General features: G+C 73.3%; 13 protein-coding genes. 6 read left to right on the forward strand and 7 right to left on the reverse strand.

Annotated features, from left to right (window positions below; all coding sequences use genetic code 11):
* Positions 1-102: 102 nt before the first annotated feature.
* From ACZ4UB_RS39075 to ACZ4UB_RS39100, 6 genes are read right to left on the reverse strand one after another with little or no spacing between them, the layout of a single operon-like run.
* Positions 103-1,443, reverse strand: a complete 1,341-nt coding sequence (locus ACZ4UB_RS39075; RefSeq protein WP_468077982.1) for an LLM class flavin-dependent oxidoreductase — start codon at positions 1,441-1,443, stop codon at positions 103-105.
* Between the two features lie 58 nt (positions 1,444-1,501).
* On the reverse strand, positions 1,502-2,527 hold the full coding sequence (locus tag ACZ4UB_RS39080) for an ABC transporter permease (RefSeq protein ID WP_468077984.1): 1,026 nt from the start codon (positions 2,525-2,527) through the stop codon (positions 1,502-1,504).
* The gene (locus ACZ4UB_RS39085; RefSeq protein WP_468077986.1) at positions 2,524-3,336 is read right to left on the reverse strand and encodes an ABC transporter ATP-binding protein; all 813 of its coding nucleotides are present in this window, start codon (positions 3,334-3,336) and stop codon (positions 2,524-2,526) included. Before ACZ4UB_RS39085 ends, ACZ4UB_RS39080 begins: the two co-directional genes overlap by 4 nt.
* Before the next feature lie 5 nt (positions 3,337-3,341).
* The gene (locus tag ACZ4UB_RS39090) at positions 3,342-4,382 is read right to left on the reverse strand and encodes an ABC transporter substrate-binding protein (protein WP_468077988.1); all 1,041 of its coding nucleotides are present in this window, start codon (positions 4,380-4,382) and stop codon (positions 3,342-3,344) included.
* Positions 4,383-4,425: 43 nt separating this feature from the next.
* Positions 4,426-4,995 (reverse strand): NADPH-dependent FMN reductase, encoded by a 570-nt coding sequence (ssuE, locus tag ACZ4UB_RS39095; protein WP_354379106.1) that lies wholly within the window; start codon positions 4,993-4,995, stop codon positions 4,426-4,428.
* A gap of 35 nt (positions 4,996-5,030) precedes the next feature.
* Positions 5,031-5,999, reverse strand: coding sequence for a TauD/TfdA dioxygenase family protein (locus ACZ4UB_RS39100; protein WP_468077990.1), 969 nt, complete (start codon positions 5,997-5,999; stop codon positions 5,031-5,033).
* Between the two features lie 1,018 nt (positions 6,000-7,017).
* Between ACZ4UB_RS39100 and ACZ4UB_RS39105 the strand changes: the two genes are divergently transcribed.
* The 4 genes from ACZ4UB_RS39105 to meaB all read left to right on the forward strand — a co-directional run bounded on the left by ACZ4UB_RS39105 (position 7,018) and on the right by meaB (position 13,372).
* On the forward strand, positions 7,018-8,205 hold the full coding sequence (locus tag ACZ4UB_RS39105) for an ROK family protein (RefSeq protein WP_468078004.1): 1,188 nt from the start codon (positions 7,018-7,020) through the stop codon (positions 8,203-8,205).
* A gap of 76 nt (positions 8,206-8,281) precedes the next feature.
* Positions 8,282-10,156, forward strand: a complete 1,875-nt coding sequence (locus tag ACZ4UB_RS39110) for a methylmalonyl-CoA mutase family protein (protein ID WP_468077992.1) — start codon at positions 8,282-8,284, stop codon at positions 10,154-10,156.
* Positions 10,153-12,351, forward strand: coding sequence for a methylmalonyl-CoA mutase (gene scpA, locus ACZ4UB_RS39115; protein ID WP_468077994.1), 2,199 nt, complete (start codon positions 10,153-10,155; stop codon positions 12,349-12,351). The genes ACZ4UB_RS39110 and scpA overlap by 4 nt, the downstream gene beginning before the upstream one ends.
* A 16-nt stretch (positions 12,352-12,367) precedes the next feature.
* Positions 12,368-13,372 (forward strand): methylmalonyl Co-A mutase-associated GTPase MeaB, encoded by a 1,005-nt coding sequence (gene meaB, locus ACZ4UB_RS39120; protein WP_468077996.1) that lies wholly within the window; start codon positions 12,368-12,370, stop codon positions 13,370-13,372.
* 115 nt (positions 13,373-13,487) lie between these two features.
* Here meaB and ACZ4UB_RS39125 read toward each other — a convergent pair whose 3' ends face one another.
* On the reverse strand, positions 13,488-14,489 hold the full coding sequence (locus ACZ4UB_RS39125; protein ID WP_468077998.1) for an asparaginase: 1,002 nt from the start codon (positions 14,487-14,489) through the stop codon (positions 13,488-13,490).
* A 127-nt stretch (positions 14,490-14,616) separates the two neighbouring features.
* Here ACZ4UB_RS39125 and ACZ4UB_RS39130 point away from each other — a divergent pair, with 127 nt between their 5' ends.
* Both ACZ4UB_RS39130 and ACZ4UB_RS39135 read left to right on the forward strand, forming a co-directional pair.
* Positions 14,617-15,066 carry an Lrp/AsnC family transcriptional regulator gene (locus ACZ4UB_RS39130; protein WP_468078000.1) on the forward strand — a complete coding sequence of 150 codons (450 nt, stop codon included), beginning with the start codon at positions 14,617-14,619 and terminating at the stop codon, positions 15,064-15,066.
* 120 nt (positions 15,067-15,186) lie between these two features.
* Positions 15,187-15,600 (forward strand): cold-shock protein, encoded by a 414-nt coding sequence (locus tag ACZ4UB_RS39135; protein WP_468078002.1) that lies wholly within the window; start codon positions 15,187-15,189, stop codon positions 15,598-15,600.
* Positions 15,601-15,686 lie beyond the last annotated feature (86 nt).

Genomic DNA, 15,686 nt, shown 5'->3' on the forward strand with positions numbered 1-15,686 from the left:
CCCCCCCCCCCCCCCCCCCCCCCCCCCCCCCCCCCCCCCCCCCCCCCCCCCCCCCCCCCCCCCCCCCCCCCCCCCCCCCCCCCCCCCCCCCCCGGCCCGGGGTCAGTGCGCCCGCGCCGCCGCGTACCGGCTGACCGGGCGCCCCAGGCCGTAGTTCTCGCGGAGGGTGCGTCCGGTGTACTCGGTGCGGAAGAGGCCGCGCTTCTGCAGGATCGGCACCACCTGGTCGACGAAGTCGGTGAGCCCGGTGGGCAGTACGGGCGCCATGATGTTGAACCCGTCGGCCGCGCCCTGGGTGAACCACTGCTCCAGCTGGTCGGCGATCTGCTCCGGGGTGCCCGCGAAGACCCGGTGGCCGCGACCCGCGCCGAGGCGGGCGATCAGCTCGCGCAGGGTGAGGCCGTCGCGGCGGGCGAGTTCGGCGACGAGCGTGAAGCGGCTCTTGTTGCCGTTGATGTCGCGCTCTTCGGGCAGTTCGGGCAGCGGGCCGTCCAGCGGGTGCCCGGTGAGGTCGGTGCCCAGCATGCCGGAGAGCTGGGCCAGGCCGTACTCCGGCACCTGGAGGTCGGTGAGCTGCTGCTCCAGGGCCTTGGCCTCGGCCTCGGTGGACCCGATGACCGGTGCGATGCCGGGCAGGACGAGCAGGTCGCCCTCGGTCCGGCCGTAGCGGGCGAGGCGGGACTTGAGGTCCTTGTAGAAGGTCTGGCCGTCGGCGAGGGTCTGCTGCGCGGTGAAGACGGCCTCGGCGTACTGCGCCGCGAACTCCTTGCCGTCCTCGGAGGACCCGGCCTGGACCAGGAGCGGGTGGCCCTGGGGCGAGCGGGGCACGTTGAGGGCGCCCGCGACGCCGAAGTACGTGCCGCGGTGGTCGGCCGGGTGGAGCTTGTCGGTGTCGGCGTAGATCCCCCGCTCCTTGTCCAGGACGATCGCGTCGTCGTCCCAGCTGTCCCAGAGCTTGGTCGCCACGTCGAGGAACTCGCGGGCCCGGTCGTAGCGCAGGCCGTGCTCCAGGTGCTCCTCCTGGTTGAAGTTGCGGGCCTCGTCGACGGTGCCTGAGGTGACGATGTTCCACCCGGCGCGGCCGTTGCTGATGTGGTCGAGGGAGGCGAACTTGCGGGCCGTGTGGAACGGCTCGTTGAAGGTCGTGGACACGGTCGCGATCAGGCCGATGTGCTCGGTGACGGCCGCGATCGCGGAGAGCAGGGTCAACGGCTCGAAGCCGCCCAGGGCGTTGTAGCGGGCCTTGCCCCACAGGGCGAGGCCGTCGGCGAAGAAGATGGAGTCGAGCAGCCCGCGCTCGGCGGTCCTAGCCAGCTCCTGGAAGTAGCGCAGGTCCGTGATCCGCTCGGGGCTGCTGTCGGGGTGGCGCCAGGCGGCGTCGTGGTGGCCGGCGTTCATCAGGAAGGCGTTGAGGTGGAGGGTGCGGCGGGAGTCGGTGCTCATGACGGGGTCCTCAGGGGAAGGCTGGGCGGGCGGGGAACGGCGGGACGGGCCGGGGCGGTCAGCCGGCGGCCGGGACGCGCCACAGGCTCAGACGGCGTTCGATCGAGACGAGGACCTGGTTGAAGCCCACGCCGATCGCGGAGATGGTGATGATCCCGGCGTACATCTGCGGGATGGCGAAGTTGAACTGCGAGGCGTTGATCAGGTAGCCGAGGCCCGCCTTCGCGCCGATCATCTCGGCGGCGACGAGGACGAGGATGGAGACCGCTCCGGCCAGCCGGATGCCGGTGAAGATGGTCGGCACGGAGGACGGCAGGATCACCTTCTGGAACAGCCGGAGGGTGGACAGGTCCATCGAGCGGGCGAGCTTGACGAGCGTGGGGTCGGCGCCGCGGACGGCGCTGATGGTGTTCAGCAGGACCGGCCAGACGCAGGCGTAGACGACCATCGAGATCTTCGAGGTCTCGCCGATGCCGAGCAGCAGGACGAAGACGGGGAGCAGGGCGAGGGCGGCGGTGTTGCGGAACACCTCCAGGAGGGGGCCGAGCAGTTCGGCGACCGGTCGGTACCAGCCGATCAGCAGGCCGAGCGGGACGGCTACCGCGACGGCGATCCCGAAGCCGCCGAAGGAGCGGACCAGGCTGGCCCAGGTGTGTTCCTGGAGCTGTCCGTCGGCGAGCAGGTCCCACCAGGCGACGGCGACCTCGCTGAACGGGGGGAGGAAGGTCCGGTCCACCAGGGCGAGGCGGGGGGCGGTCTCCCATACGAGGAGCAGGGCGACGAGGGCGGCGGAGCGGAGGGCTGCGGCGCGGATCCCTCGTCCGAACCCGCCGGGCTTCGCGGCCCGGTCCGGCCGGGCGGCGGGGGCGGGGGCCGGCTGGGCGGCGGGGGCGGGGGCCGGCCGGGCGGCGGGGGCGGGGGCCGGCTGGGCGGCGGGGGCCTCCGGCGGCGCCTCAAACGCCGGCGGGGCTGGTTTGGGCTGGGCCTGGGGCTCCGGCGGGGCTGGTTTGGGCTGGGCCTGGGGCTCCGGCGGGGCTGGTTTGGGCTGGGCCTGGATGTTCGGGGTGTGGGTTTCGGTGCTCATGTGGTGGCCTGCTCCTTTTCCAGTTGCTGGGCACGGGCCACCTCGTCGTGGAGCAGGGTCCAGATCTCGTGGCGGTAGCGGGCGAATTCGGGGCTGGAGCGGAGGTCCTCGCCCAGGAGACCGTTCGCACGGTCCCCGAAGGAGACCGGGACGATCTCCTTGACCCGGCCGGGGCGGGAGGTGATCACGGCGACGCGCTGGCCGAGGTACACCGCCTCCTCGATGCTGTGCGTGATGAAGACGACCGTCTTGCCGGTGGCCTGCCAGATCCGCCGTAGCTCGTCCTGGAGGGACTCGCGGGTCTGGGCGTCGAGCGCCGCGAAGGGCTCGTCCATCAGCAGCACGTCGGGGTCGTAGGCCAGCGAGCGGGCGATCGCGACGCGCTGGCGCATCCCGCCGGACAGCTCGTGCGGATGCCGGTCACCGAAGCCGGTGAGACCGACCAGGTCGAGGAACTCCCGCGCCTTCTGGGTCCGCCTGCGGCGCGGTACGCCGGTGGCCTCCAGGCCGAACTCGATGTTGCCCAGCGCGGTGCGCCACGGCAGCAGTGCGTACTGCTGGAAGACGATGCCGCGGTCCAGGCCGGGGCCGGTGACGGGCTCGCCGTCGAGCAGGATCCGGCCGCCGCTCGGCCGGGTCAGGCCGCCGAGCAGATCGAGGAGGGTGGACTTGCCGCAGCCGCTGGGGCCCACGACGACCAGGAACTCCCCGGCTCCGATGGAGAGGTCGATGCCGTCCAGTGCGGTGAAGTCGCCGCGGGACGCAGACGGGAAGGTCTTGGTGACCGATTCGAAGACGATCTTCGCCATGCCGCTCAGGCCCCCTTCCGGTAGTCGTTGAACTCGTTGGTGTACAGGTCGGCGGCCTTGAGCTGGCCCTTCTTGACCTCTCCGCGGTCGCCCAGCCAGTCGAGCCAGAGCTGGAACTCCTTGTCCCCGATCCGGCCGCCGGTCTCGGCCACGCCGTACGAGTGCCAGTACTGGAGGGTGGCGGTGTCCTCGTTGCGGCCGCGCTTCTTGACGATGGCCGTCATCCGGCCGATGACCTCCTCGCGCGGGGTGGTCCGGGACCACTCGATGGCCTTGGCGACGCCGGTGACGAAGGTGCGGACGGTGTCCGGGTTCTCCTTGATGAAGCGCTGGGTCATCACGTAGGTGCCGGCGCTGAACGCGCCGAGCAGCTGGAAGTCGGTGAACAGGGGCCGGATGCCGCCCGTCGCCAGCGCCTTGTCGCGCAGGACGCCGCTGAGCACGGCGACGTCGATCTGCTTCTGGCGCAGCGACTGTTCGGTGTTGACGGGGGGCACGACCAGGGGCTCGACCTTGGCCGCGTCCGTCTTGGAGAGGCCGTTGCGGCTGAGGTAGATGTCCAGGAGCGCCTGGTAGTGCGCGCCCAGGGTGTTCATGCCGACCTTCTTGCCGATCAGGTCGCGGGCGGAGCGGATCGGGCTGTCCTCCAGCACGTAGTAGCCGCCGTAGGAGTACTGGTCGGATCCGTAGTAGGAGACGACGGCCTTGATCGGGGCCTTGCTCGACGCGAGTTTGACGACGGCGCCGTTGAAGGCTCCGCCGAAATGGGTCTGGCCGGTGGCCGCCGACTGGATGTCCTGGGGGCCGCTGATCGTGTTGCCGACCCAGTCGAGGGTCACGTCGCCGAGGTAGCCGAGGTCCGCCGCGAGTTCGGGCAGCGTGACCGACCCGACCGCGCCCTGGTACTTCAGCTTCGTGATCTGCGCGCCCCCGCCCCCGCCGCCGGAGGCCGTGGCCGTGCCGCAGCTCACCGCGGCCGCCGAGATGCCGAGCAGGGCGAGGAACTGGCGCCGGGAGGTGGTGGTCCGGGTGGGTGTCGCGGGCATGGCTGGTCCTTCTCGGGGCGGTGGGGCGGGGCGGGAGGGGCGGTTACGGGGCGACGGTCAGGGCGGGGCGCGGGTGCGCGGCGGTGCGCAGGTGCAGGGCCTCGGCGAACTCGTCGACGGCCTGGAAGAGGTCGAGTTCGGCCTCGGGGCGCAGCCGGTCGGGCCCGTCACCGCGCTCGACGGAGGAGTCCAGGACGAAGCGGCCGGTGGTGATGTGCCCGGCGCCGAGCGCGGTGAGCACCGGGCGCAGGGCGTAGTCGAGGGTCAGGACGTGGGCGAGGCTGCCGCCCGTGGCGAGCGGCAGGACGGTCTTCCCGGCCAGGCCGTCCTGCGGGAGCAGGTCGAGGAAGGCCTTGATGAGGCCGGTGTACGAGGCCTTGTAGACCGGAGTCGCGATGACCAGGCCGTCCGCCTCGGCGACGGCGGCCAGCGCCCGGCGCAGTTCGGGCTGGCCGCTGCGGGCGGCGAGCAGGTCGGCGGCGGGGAGTTCGCGGACGGCCAGGTGCGAGGTCGCGAATCCGGAGTGGGACAGGCGGCGCAGGACGTGGTCGGCGACCACGGCGGTGCGCGAGTGCAGGGAGGGGCTGCCGGTGAGGGCGAGGATGCTGGCCACGGGGGCTCCTTGGGCGGCGTGCGGGCGGGGCGGGGTCAGACGGCGGCCGGAGCGGCGGGGGCGTCGGTCGAGGCGCCGGAGGGGATGCCGAAGGACGGGTCGGGGACGCTCTCGGGGCTGATCAGGCGGGAGGAGCGGCCGTCGGGGCCGACCGGGACGTCGCCGTCGACGGTGACCCGGCGCAGGGTGCGCTCGTGGTCGTCGGAGTCGTCGACCCCGTAGTGCTGGGTGGCGCGGTTGTCCCAGATGGCGACGTCGCCGGCGCTCCACTGCCAGCGGACGGTGTTCTCGGGGCGCTCGATGTGCGCCTGGAACAGGTCGAGGAGGGCGCGGGAGTCGCGGCCGGTGAGGCCGTCGATGCGCTGGACGAAGTTGCCGAGGAGCAGGGTGCGTTCGTCGGTCTCGGGGTGGACGCGGACCACCGGGTGCTCGGTGAGGAAGCTGGTGGAGGTGAACACCTCGCGGTACTGGGCGAGGGCTTCGGGGAGGGCGTCGGGGCGCAGGGCGGCGTAGTCGTACTCGTTGGAGTGCACGGCGCGCAGGCCGTCGGCGAGCGCCCGCAGCGGTGCGGGGAGGTTGCTGTAGGCGGTGGCGGTGTTGGCCCACAGGGTGTCGCCGCCGTAGGGCGGGATGGTGACGGCCCGCAGGATGGAGAAGGCGGGGTAGGCCGGCACGAAGGTGACGTCGGTGTGCCACTGGTTGGCGCGGGCGCCGTGGTGGGAGTCGATGCCGAGGGCGTAACGCCCGTCCGCGGAGGGGACGGTGGGGTGCGCGACGGGGGTGCCGAGGAGTTGGGCGAAGGCCTCGTGGCCGGCCTCGTCGAGGTGGTCCTGGCCGCGGAAGAAGACGACCTTGTGGGTGAGGAGCGCGGCGCGGATCTGGGCGACGGTCTCGGGGGCGAGGTCGCCGCCGAGGCGGACGGAGCCGAGCTCGGCTCCGATCCGGCCGCCGACCTTCTTGACGGTGACGGTGGGGGTGGGGGCGGGGTGGGTGGCCGTGCTCATGGGAGCCTCCTGGGGATTCTTTCCTCAGCGGAAGAAATGTGGGTGGGCGGGTGGGCGTCGCGGCGTCGCGGGGCGGGGCTCGGTGCGGTGGGGTGCGCGGCGGTACGGGGCGGTGGCTACGGGGCGTGCGCCGTGCCCGGAGGGGGCCGGCGTGGGCCGGGGCCTCGGGTGGCGGGGCCGGGGGCCGGTTCCCCGGGTGTGGCTCGGGGAAGGGGCACGACCAAGGGCGCGGGTGGCGGCGCGGGGCGCGGGTGGGGCGGTCAGGCCCGGGAAGGGGCCGGACAGCGGCCCGGACATCCGCCCGGAGCGGTACACGCGCCGGGGGTGTGGAGCCGCGAGACGTTTCGATCGGTCGCGGACATGGCTCGGAGCCTGTCAGGGGGGCTGGCGGCGGTCAACCCCTGGGGGGAGGGGTGTGAACCGGCCACCGGGGCTGGTGGGGGGTTGCCTTGTCGGGCCAGCTGACCTGGGGTTATGGGGGCTGTGCGGGGGGTGGGGAGTGGGCGGTGGCGCATGATCGACCCTGGCCGATTTCATGGCGCCGCAATGTGGGCGCCATGCGATCGACCGACACGGGGTGGGGGTGGGGGGTGCCGTGGCCCTCCGGGGGGCGGGTGCGGGTCCGCGCGCCCTCCGGGGGCGCCTCAAACGCCGGCGGGGCTGGATCGGGGGCGGCCCGGACACCGGCTGGGCCGGATGGGGGGGCTGTGTGGGGCCGGGTGCGGGTTCGTATGCCCTCCGGGGGCGCCTCAAACGCCGGCGGGACTGGGTGGGGGTGGTGCGGGCGCCTGCGGGGGTGGATCGGGGTGGTCCGGGTGCCGGCGGGGCTGGGTGGGGGGGCGAACGCCGGCGGGGCTGGATCGGGGCGGTCCGGGTGCCGGCGGGGCTGGATCGGGGCGGTTCGAACGCCTGGGGGGGGTGGATCGGGGGCGGTGTGGGGGTGGGGGGTCCGGCATGATCTGGGGGTGGGGTTGTCGTTCTGGGGGGTCGGTTGAGGGGTGGGGAGGACGGGGTGGGCGTGCTTCGTCGGGCTGGGGACGGGCGGGCGGTGGCCAATGCCGCGACGGTGCTGCGGACCGTGCTCGACCACGGGCCCGTCGCCCGGAGCGCGGTCTCCGGGCTGTGCGGGCTGAGTCCGGCCGCCGTGTCCCGGCAGACCACGCTGCTGGTCCGGCGCGGCCTGCTGCGCGAGGTGCCCGCTCCCCCGGCCGGGCCCGCGACGGCGGCGGGGCGGCCCCGGATCCCGCTCGACCTGCACACCGGCGCCGTCGGCGGCCCGCTGGCCGGGTCCCTGCACATCGGGGTACGGGCCTGCGTCCTCGGGCTGGTCGACCTGCGCGGGCAGGTGCTGGCCCGGCGGGCCCTGCCCCACGAGGAGGGGCTCGGCGCGGACCGGCTGCTCGGCCTGGCCGCGGCCGAACTGGAGCGGTTCCTGGCCGAGTTCGGTGGCGGGCGCCCGCTGCTCGGGGTCGGCGCGGCGCTGGGCGGGTGGGTCCGCCCGGACACCGGGACCGTGGTCCGGCACGCGGCCCTGGGCTGGCGCGACGTACCGCTGGCCGACGTGCTGGCCCGGGCCCTGGGGGTGGCGGTCCGGGTGGACAACCACGCGCGCGCCGTCGGGCACGCGGAGATCCTCTTCGGGCACCCCCAGGCCCGGCACAGCCTGGTCCACCTCTTCATCGGCAACGTCGTGGACGCCGCCTTCGGCATCGAGGGCGCCGTCCACCAGGGGCCCGGGGCCGCGGCCGGTGACGTGGCGCACCTGCCGGTGCCCGGGTCGACCGTGCCGTGCGCGTGCGGACGTACCGGCTGCCTCCAGGCCACCGCGTCCGACACGGCGCTCGGCGCGGAGGCGGTGCGCCGGGGGATCGTGCCGGAGCCCTCCGTCATGCTGGTCGTCGACGCGGCGGCCACCGGAGACCCGCGCGCGGACGCGCTGCTGCGCGAGCGGGCCCGTGCCGTCGGGCGGGCGGCGGCGCTGCTCCTGGACGTCTTCAACCCGGCCGTGATGGTGGTTTCCGAGCTGTCGAGCGTCCTGCACGAAGGCTATTTGGACGACATCCGCGCGGCGGCGGCCGAGCTGTCCCCGGGGTCGGCGGGCCCCGGGCGGATCGTCGCCCCGCACGCCGGGCCCGCCGTGCTCCCCCAGGCCGCGGCGACCGTCCTGCTGGGTCCGTTGTTCCGGGATCCCGCCGGTCTGTCCTGAAGCGCCACGCACCGCGAGTGACAGATCACATAGAGAAAGGTGGCTTCGCTTTAGCGCCGCCCCTAGCATTCGAGCCATGACGGTCCTGCCTGATGACGGGCTTTCCCTGGCCGCCGAGTTCCCTGACGCGACGCATGAGCAGTGGCAGCGCCTAGTAGAGGGCGTGCTGCGCAAGTCGGGCAAGGAAGCATCCGGCGAGGCAGCTGAGAACGCGTTGTCCACCACGCTCGAGGACGGGCTCAGCACGCGCCCGCTCTACACCGCACCCGCTTCCGGGGGCTCCGCGGACGCCAGTGCCATCGGCCTGCCAGGTTTCGCGCCCTTCCTGCGCGGGGGCCGGGCCGAGGGCACGGCCGCCGCGGGCTGGGACGTGCGCCAACGGCTCGCGCACACCGACCCGGCGCTCCTGAACGAGGCCGTCCTCGCCGACCTGGAGAACGGGGTCACCTCGCTGTGGCTGACCGTCGGCCGGGGCGGCGTTCCGGTCGCGGGGCTGGACCGCGCGCTGACCGGGGTCTACCTGGACCTCGCACCGGTCGCCCTGGACGCCGGAGCGGAATTCCTCGGGGCGGCGCGGGAATTGCTGCGCCTGTACGCCGAGCGCGAGGTGGCCCCCGAGGCCGCGCGCGGCAACCTCGGCGCCGACCCGCTGGGCCACGAGGCCCGTACGGGCGAGGCGCTGGAGCTCGCCGGGGCCGTGGAGCTGGCCCGCGAGACGGCGGCCGGCTGGCCCGGCCTGCGCGCCCTGGTCGTGGACGCGCTCCCCTACCACGAGGCGGGCGGCTCGGCCGCGCAGGAGCTGGGGCTGTCCCTGGCCACCGGCGTGGCCTACCTGCGCGCCCTGACCGACGCGGGCCTGGACACCGCGGCGGCCCTCGGGCAGCTGGAGTTCCGGTACGCCGCCAGCGCCGACCAGTTCCTCACCATCGCCAAGCTGCGGGCCGCGCGCCGCCTGTGGGCCCGGATCGCCGGGGCCTGCGGGGTCCCGGAGGCGGGCGCCCAGCGCCAGCACGCGGTGACCTCGCCGGTCATGATGACCCGGCGCGACCCGTGGGTGAACATGCTGCGCACCACCGTGGCCTGCATGGCCGCGGGCGTGGGCGGGGCGGACTCGGTCACCGTGCTCCCCTTCGACCACGACCTCGGGCTGCCGGACGCGTTCGCGCGCCGGATCGCCCGCAACACCTCCACCATCTTGATGGAGGAGTCGCACCTGGCCCGGGTGATCGACCCGGCGGGCGGTTCCTGGTACGTCGAGCAGCTCACCGACGAACTCGCGCACGCCGCGTGGGAGTTCTTCCAGACCCTGGAGAAGTCGGGCGGCCTGCCCGCCGCGCTGCGCTCCGGTCTGGTCGCCGAACGACTGGCCGCCACCTGGGCCGAGCGGTCCAAGAAGCTGGCCAAGCGGCGCGAACCGATCACCGGCGTCAGCGAGTTCCCGCTGCTGTCCGAGAAGCCGGTGGTGCGCGAGAGCGCGCCCGCCGCGCCCTCGGGCGGGCTGCCGCGGGTCCGCCGCGACGAGGCCTTCGAGGCGCTGCGCGCCCGGTCCGACGCGCACCTCGCGGCGACCGGCTCCCGGCCGCGGATCTTCCTCGCGGCGCTGGGTCCGGCCGCGGCGCACACCGGTCGGGCCACCTTCGCCTCCAACCTGTTCCAGGCGGGCGGCGTCGAGGCGGTGCACGACCCGGTGTCCGTGGACGCCGACACGGCGGCCGCCGCCTACGCGGCGAGCGGCGCCGACGGCATGGCCGTGCTCTGCTCCACCGACGCGCTGTACGAGGAGCGGGCCGGGGCGGTGGCGGCCGCACTGCGCGCCGCGGGCGCCACGACCGTGTTCCTCGCGGGCCGACCGGGGACCTGCGCGGACGATGTGGACGAGTACGTCTTCGCCGGCTGCGACGCGGTCGCCGTGCTGTCCCGCGTACTCGACCGGATGGGAGTGACCACGTGAGCATCCCCGATTTCTCCGAGCTGGCGCTCGGCGGGACCGCTCCCGCCGGGTCCGAGGAGCAGTGGCGGGCGGCGGTGAAGGAGTCCACCGGCTCCGCCACCGAGGACCTGCTGTGGGAGACGCCCGAAGGCATCGGCGTCAAGCAGCTGTACACCGGGCGGGACCTGGAGGGCCTGGACTTCCTGGGGACCTACCCGGGCGTGGCCCCGTACCTGCGCGGCCCGTACCCGACGATGTACGTCAACCAGCCCTGGACGATCCGGCAGTACGCGGGCTTCTCCACGGCCGAGGAGTCCAACGCCTTCTACCGGCGCAACCTGGCGTCCGGGCAGAAGGGCCTGTCGGTCGCCTTCGACCTGCCGACGCACCGCGGCTACGACAGCGATCACCCCCGGGTGACGGGCGACGTCGGCATGGCGGGCGTGGCGATCGACTCGATCTACGACATGCGCCAGCTGTTCGACGGGATCCCGCTGGACAAGATGTCGGTGTCGATGACGATGAACGGCGCGGTGCTGCCCGTGCTGGCGCTGTACATCGTGGCCGCGGAGGAGCAGGGGGTCTCCCCCGACAAGCTCGCGGGGACCATCCAGAACGACATCCTCAAAGAGTTCATGGTCCGCAACACCTACATCTATCCGCCGAAGCCGTCGATGCGGATCATCTCCGACATCTTCTCCTTCACCTCGCAGAAGATGCCGCGGTACAACTCGATCTCGATCTCCGGCTACCACATCCAGGAGGCGGGGGCGACCGCCGACCTGGAGCTGGCCTACACCCTGGCCGACGGGGTGGAGTACCTGCGGGCCGGGCTGGGCGCCGGGATGGACGTGGACGCCTTCGCGCCGCGCCTGTCCTTCTTCTGGGCGATCGGCATGAACTTCTTCATGGAGGTCGCCAAGCTGCGGGCCGCCCGCCTGCTGTGGGCGCGCCTGGTCAAGCAGTTCGACCCGAAGAACGCCAAGTCCCTCTCGCTGCGCACGCATTCGCAGACCTCGGGCTGGTCACTGACGGCGCAGGACGTCTTCAACAACGTGACGCGCACCTGCGTCGAGGCCATGGCGGCGACCCAGGGGCACACCCAGTCGCTGCACACCAACGCCCTCGACGAGGCGCTCGCGCTGCCGACGGACTTCTCGGCGCGGATCGCGCGCAACACCCAGCTGCTGCTCCAGCAGGAGTCGGGGACCTGTCGGGTGATCGACCCGTGGGGCGGCAGCGCGTACGTCGAGAAGCTGACCTACGACCTGGCGCGCCGGGCGTGGCAGCACATCCAGGAGGTCGAGGCCGCCGGCGGCATGGCGCAGGCCATCGACGCGGGCATCCCGAAGCTGCGCGTGGAGGAGGCCGCGGCCCGCACGCAGGCGCGGATCGACTCCGGGCGGCAGCCGGTGATCGGGGTGAACAAGTACCGGGTGGAGAGCGACGAGCAGATCGACGTGCTCAAGGTGGACAACTCCTCGGTGCGCGCCCAGCAGATCGCCAAGCTGCGCCGGCTGCGCGAGGAGCGTGACGAGGCGGTGACGCAGGACTGCCTGCGGGCGCTGACGAACGCCGCCGAGCGCGGCGCGGGCACCGACCTGGACGGCAACCTCCTCAAGCTGGCGGTGGACGCGGCGCGCGCGAAGGCGACCGTGGGCGAGATCTCGGACGCGCTGGAGAAGGTGTACGGGCGGCACGCGAGCCAGATCCGTACGATCTCGGGTGTGTACCGCAGCGAAGCAGGCGAGTCCCCGTCGGTCGAGCGCACCCGTGCGCTGGTGGACCGGTTCGAGGAGGCGGAGGGCCGTCGTCCGCGCATCCTGGTGGCCAAGATGGGCCAGGACGGGCACGACCGCGGCCAGAAGGTGATCGCGACCGGCTTCGCCGACCTGGGCTTCGACGTGGACGTCGGCCCGCTGTTCCAGACGCCGGAGGAAGTGGCCCGCCAGGCGGTCGAGGCGGACGTCCACGTGGTGGGCGTGTCCTCGCTGGCCGCCGGCCACCTGACCCTCGTACCGGCGCTGCGCGAGCGGCTGGCGGAGGAGGGCCGCGAGGACATCGTGATCGTGGTGGGCGGGGTGATCCCGCCCGCGGACGTGCCGACGCTGCTGGAGATGGGCGCCGCGGCGGTGTTCCTGCCCGGCACGGTCATTCCGGACGCGGCGCACGACCTGGTGACGCGGCTGGCCGCCGACCTCGGCCACGAGCTGTAGGCGGGGCGGCGAGCCGATGCCCCCGAAGATCGACATCGAGGCCTACGTCAAGGGCGTGCTCGACGGGAAGCGCGCCTCCATCGCGCGGGCCATCACCCTCGTCGAGTCCACCCGGGCCGATCACCGCGTGCTGGCGCAGCGGCTCCTGACGGAGCTGCTGCCGCACGCGGGCGGTGCGCGCCGGATCGGGATCAGTGGTGTGCCGGGCGTGGGCAAGTCGACGTTCATCGACGCCTTCGGCACGATGCTGACCGGGCTCGGGCACCGGGTGGCGGTGCTGGCCGTGGACCCGTCCTCCACCCGGACGGGCGGGTCGATCCTGGGCGACAAGACCCGGATGGAGCGCCTGGCGGTGGATCCGGCGGCCTTCGTGCGGCCGTCCCCCTCGGCGGGCACGCTGGGCGGGGTCGCGAAGGCGACCCGCGAGTCGATGATCGTCATGGAGGCCGCGGGCTACGACGTGGTGCTCGTGGAGACCGTCGGCGTCGGCCAGTCCGAGACCACGGTGGCCGGGATGGTCGACTCGTTCCTGCTGCTGTCCCTGGCCCGTACGGGCGACCAGCTCCAGGGCATCAAGAAGGGCGTCCTGGAGCTCGCGGACGTGCTCGCCGTGAACAAGGCGGACGGTCCGCACGAGCGGGACGCGCGGGCGGCCGCGCGCGAACTCTCCGGTGCGCTGCGGCTGATGCACCCGGTGGACGCGGCCTGGACCCCGCCGGTCCTGACCTGCAGCGCGCGCGAGTCGGCGGGGCTGGACGAGGTGTGGAACCGGCTGGAGCAGCACCGCAGGGTGCTGGAGACGGACGGCCGGCTGACGGCCAAGCGGGCGGCGCAGCAGGTGGAGTGGACCTGGTCGATGGTCCGCGACGAGCTGCTCGGGCGGCTGCGGGCGGACCCGGCGGTACGGGAGTTGGCCCCGGGCCTGGAAGCGGGGGTGCGGGCGGGCACGGTGACCGCGACCTCGGCGGCGGACCAACTGCTGGCGGCCTTCGGCCGGGGCGGCGGGCCCACCGGAGCCTGAGGCGGGTCCACCGGAGCCTGAGGCGGGTCCGCCGGAGCCCGAGGCGGATCCACCGGAGCATGCGGCGGGTCCGCCGGATCCGGGTCGGTCGCACGGCGACCCGGATCCGGGGTGCTCACGCGTCGACGAGGACCGGGCTCTCGGTCACGAGCGAGCGGTGCAGGATCCGCACCCGCTCGGCGGGGTCCTGGCTGGCCAGCAGCGCGGAGAGGACCGCGATCCGGGTCTGACCGGCGCGCAGCGTGCCGCTCTTCACGGCCCCGGCGGCGACCAGGTCGACGGCTCCGCCGTGGGTGTAGATCTCGGTGACCGGCCCCGCCGCGACCCGGGTGGTCAGCGCCACCAGCACGCCGCGCGCGGTGGCCGCGCGGACCGCTTCCACGATCTCGGGGGTGGCGTTGCCCGCGCCGGTGGCGACGAGGACCACGCCCTGCGCGCCGGCCGCGACGGCGGCCTCGAAGAGCGCCGGGTCGGCGTCGGCGTGGTGCATGACCATGTCCACGCGGGGCGGCAGTTCCGGCATCGCGGGCAGTGCGAGCGCCCGCGGGCGCACCGCGTGGCGCAGCACGGTGATCTTGCCGAAGCCGACCTTGCCGAGCTGTTCGCCCGAGGGGTCGGCGAAGGCGTCCGCGATCAGCGTCTGGGTCTTGACCGTTCCGCGGGCGGCGTGGACCCGGCCGGCGAAGGCGATCAGTACGCCGAGCCCGTGGGTGGTGGCGGCGGTGAGCAGGGCGTCGTAGAGGTTGCCGGGGCCGTCGCCGTCCGTGGCGCCCATGGGCAGCTGCGAGCCGGTGAAGACGACCGTGCGCGGGTCGTGGTGGTGCAGGTCGACCAGGAAGGCGGACTCTTCGAGGGTGTCCGTGCCGTGGGTGACGACGACGCCCTGGACGTCGGGGTCGGCGAGCACCTCGTGCACGGTGCGCAGGAGGGTCAGCTGGTGGGCGGTGGTGAGCCTCGGGCTGTTCACGCTGAACAGGTCGACGATCTCGACCGTGATCCCCGCGGGCAGCGGCGCCGTGGCCATGACCTCGCGCCCGTCGGCGTCGGCCGCGAATCCCGAACCCTGCCACCGGCTCGCTATCGTCCCGCCGGTGCTGATGACGACGATCCGTCCCACGGCTGCCCACCTTTCCCCACATAGCCCCCGTACATGTATTCGTATCCAGCAATCATAGGAATATCTACGCGCAATGTGATTGCGATTTCGGCCCGAGATTTAATGCTCGGTAGGTGATGATTGCTCCATGGACGCCATCGACCGTGAAATATTGCGCGAGCTGCAGAAGGACGGGCGGCTGACCAACCAGGAGCTGGCCCAGCGGGTGGGCCTCACCCCCTCCCCCTGCATGCGCCGGGTCCGCCAACTGGAACAGGACGGGGTGATCCAGGGCTACCGGGCGGTGATCGATCCGGACGCCGTCGGGCGCGGCTTCGAGGTGCTGGTCTCGGTCGAGGTGCGCCGCGACCGGCAGTCCGTCGAGGCCTTCGAGGCGGCCCTCCAGGACATTCCGGACGTGATCGAGGCCTACCGGCTCTTCGGCAGCCCCGGCTGCCTGCTGCGGATCGCGGTCGCGGACCTGCGGGCGTACGAACGGCTGTGGATCGAGCAGCTGACCGCGCTGACCGGGATCACCGAGGTCAACTCGCAGATCATCATGAAACGGATCAAGGAGCCGACGGGGTTGCCGGTGTGAGCTGACGGACCACCACGGCGGCGCTCCCGCTCCGGCGCGCGGCGCACTAGGGTGGCCCGGTGGTGTTGTCCGGGCACAGGTGCCCGAAGTCCATTGGGGGTTGGTGTGGTTACTGGTCGTGTGATCCGGTTCGACGGTACCCGGGGTTACGGGTTCATCGCTCCGGAAGACGGTGGGGAGGACGTCTTCCTCCACGTGAACGACATGCTGATCCCGGAGTCCTACGTGCGCTCCGGGACCGCGCTCGAATTCGAGGTCGAGGACGGGGACCGCGGCCTGAAGGCCTCCTCGGTCCGGCTCGCCACGAACCCGGACGGCACTCCCGTGACGCCGCCGGCGGCCGCCACGGCCTCCACCGGGCGGGCCGCGGCCGGCGACGACGCCCTGTGCGACGCGCTGAGCCGCAGCCAGTACCTGCGCGAAGTGACCGAGGTGCTCCTGGAGTCGGTGCCCACCCTGACCGGCGCCCAGATCGTCCAGGTCCGCAACCGCTTCCTCCAGGTGGCCCAGGGCCACGGGTGGATCGAGGGCTAGGTGTATTGCCCTGTGAGGTTGGGGACGCGGCTGGCGGGTGGTTTGCCTGCGAGTGCGGTGTGTCCGCGGTGGTGATTGTAGGTGTG

It is taken from the genome of Streptomyces sp. NPDC028419, assembly GCF_055565515.1.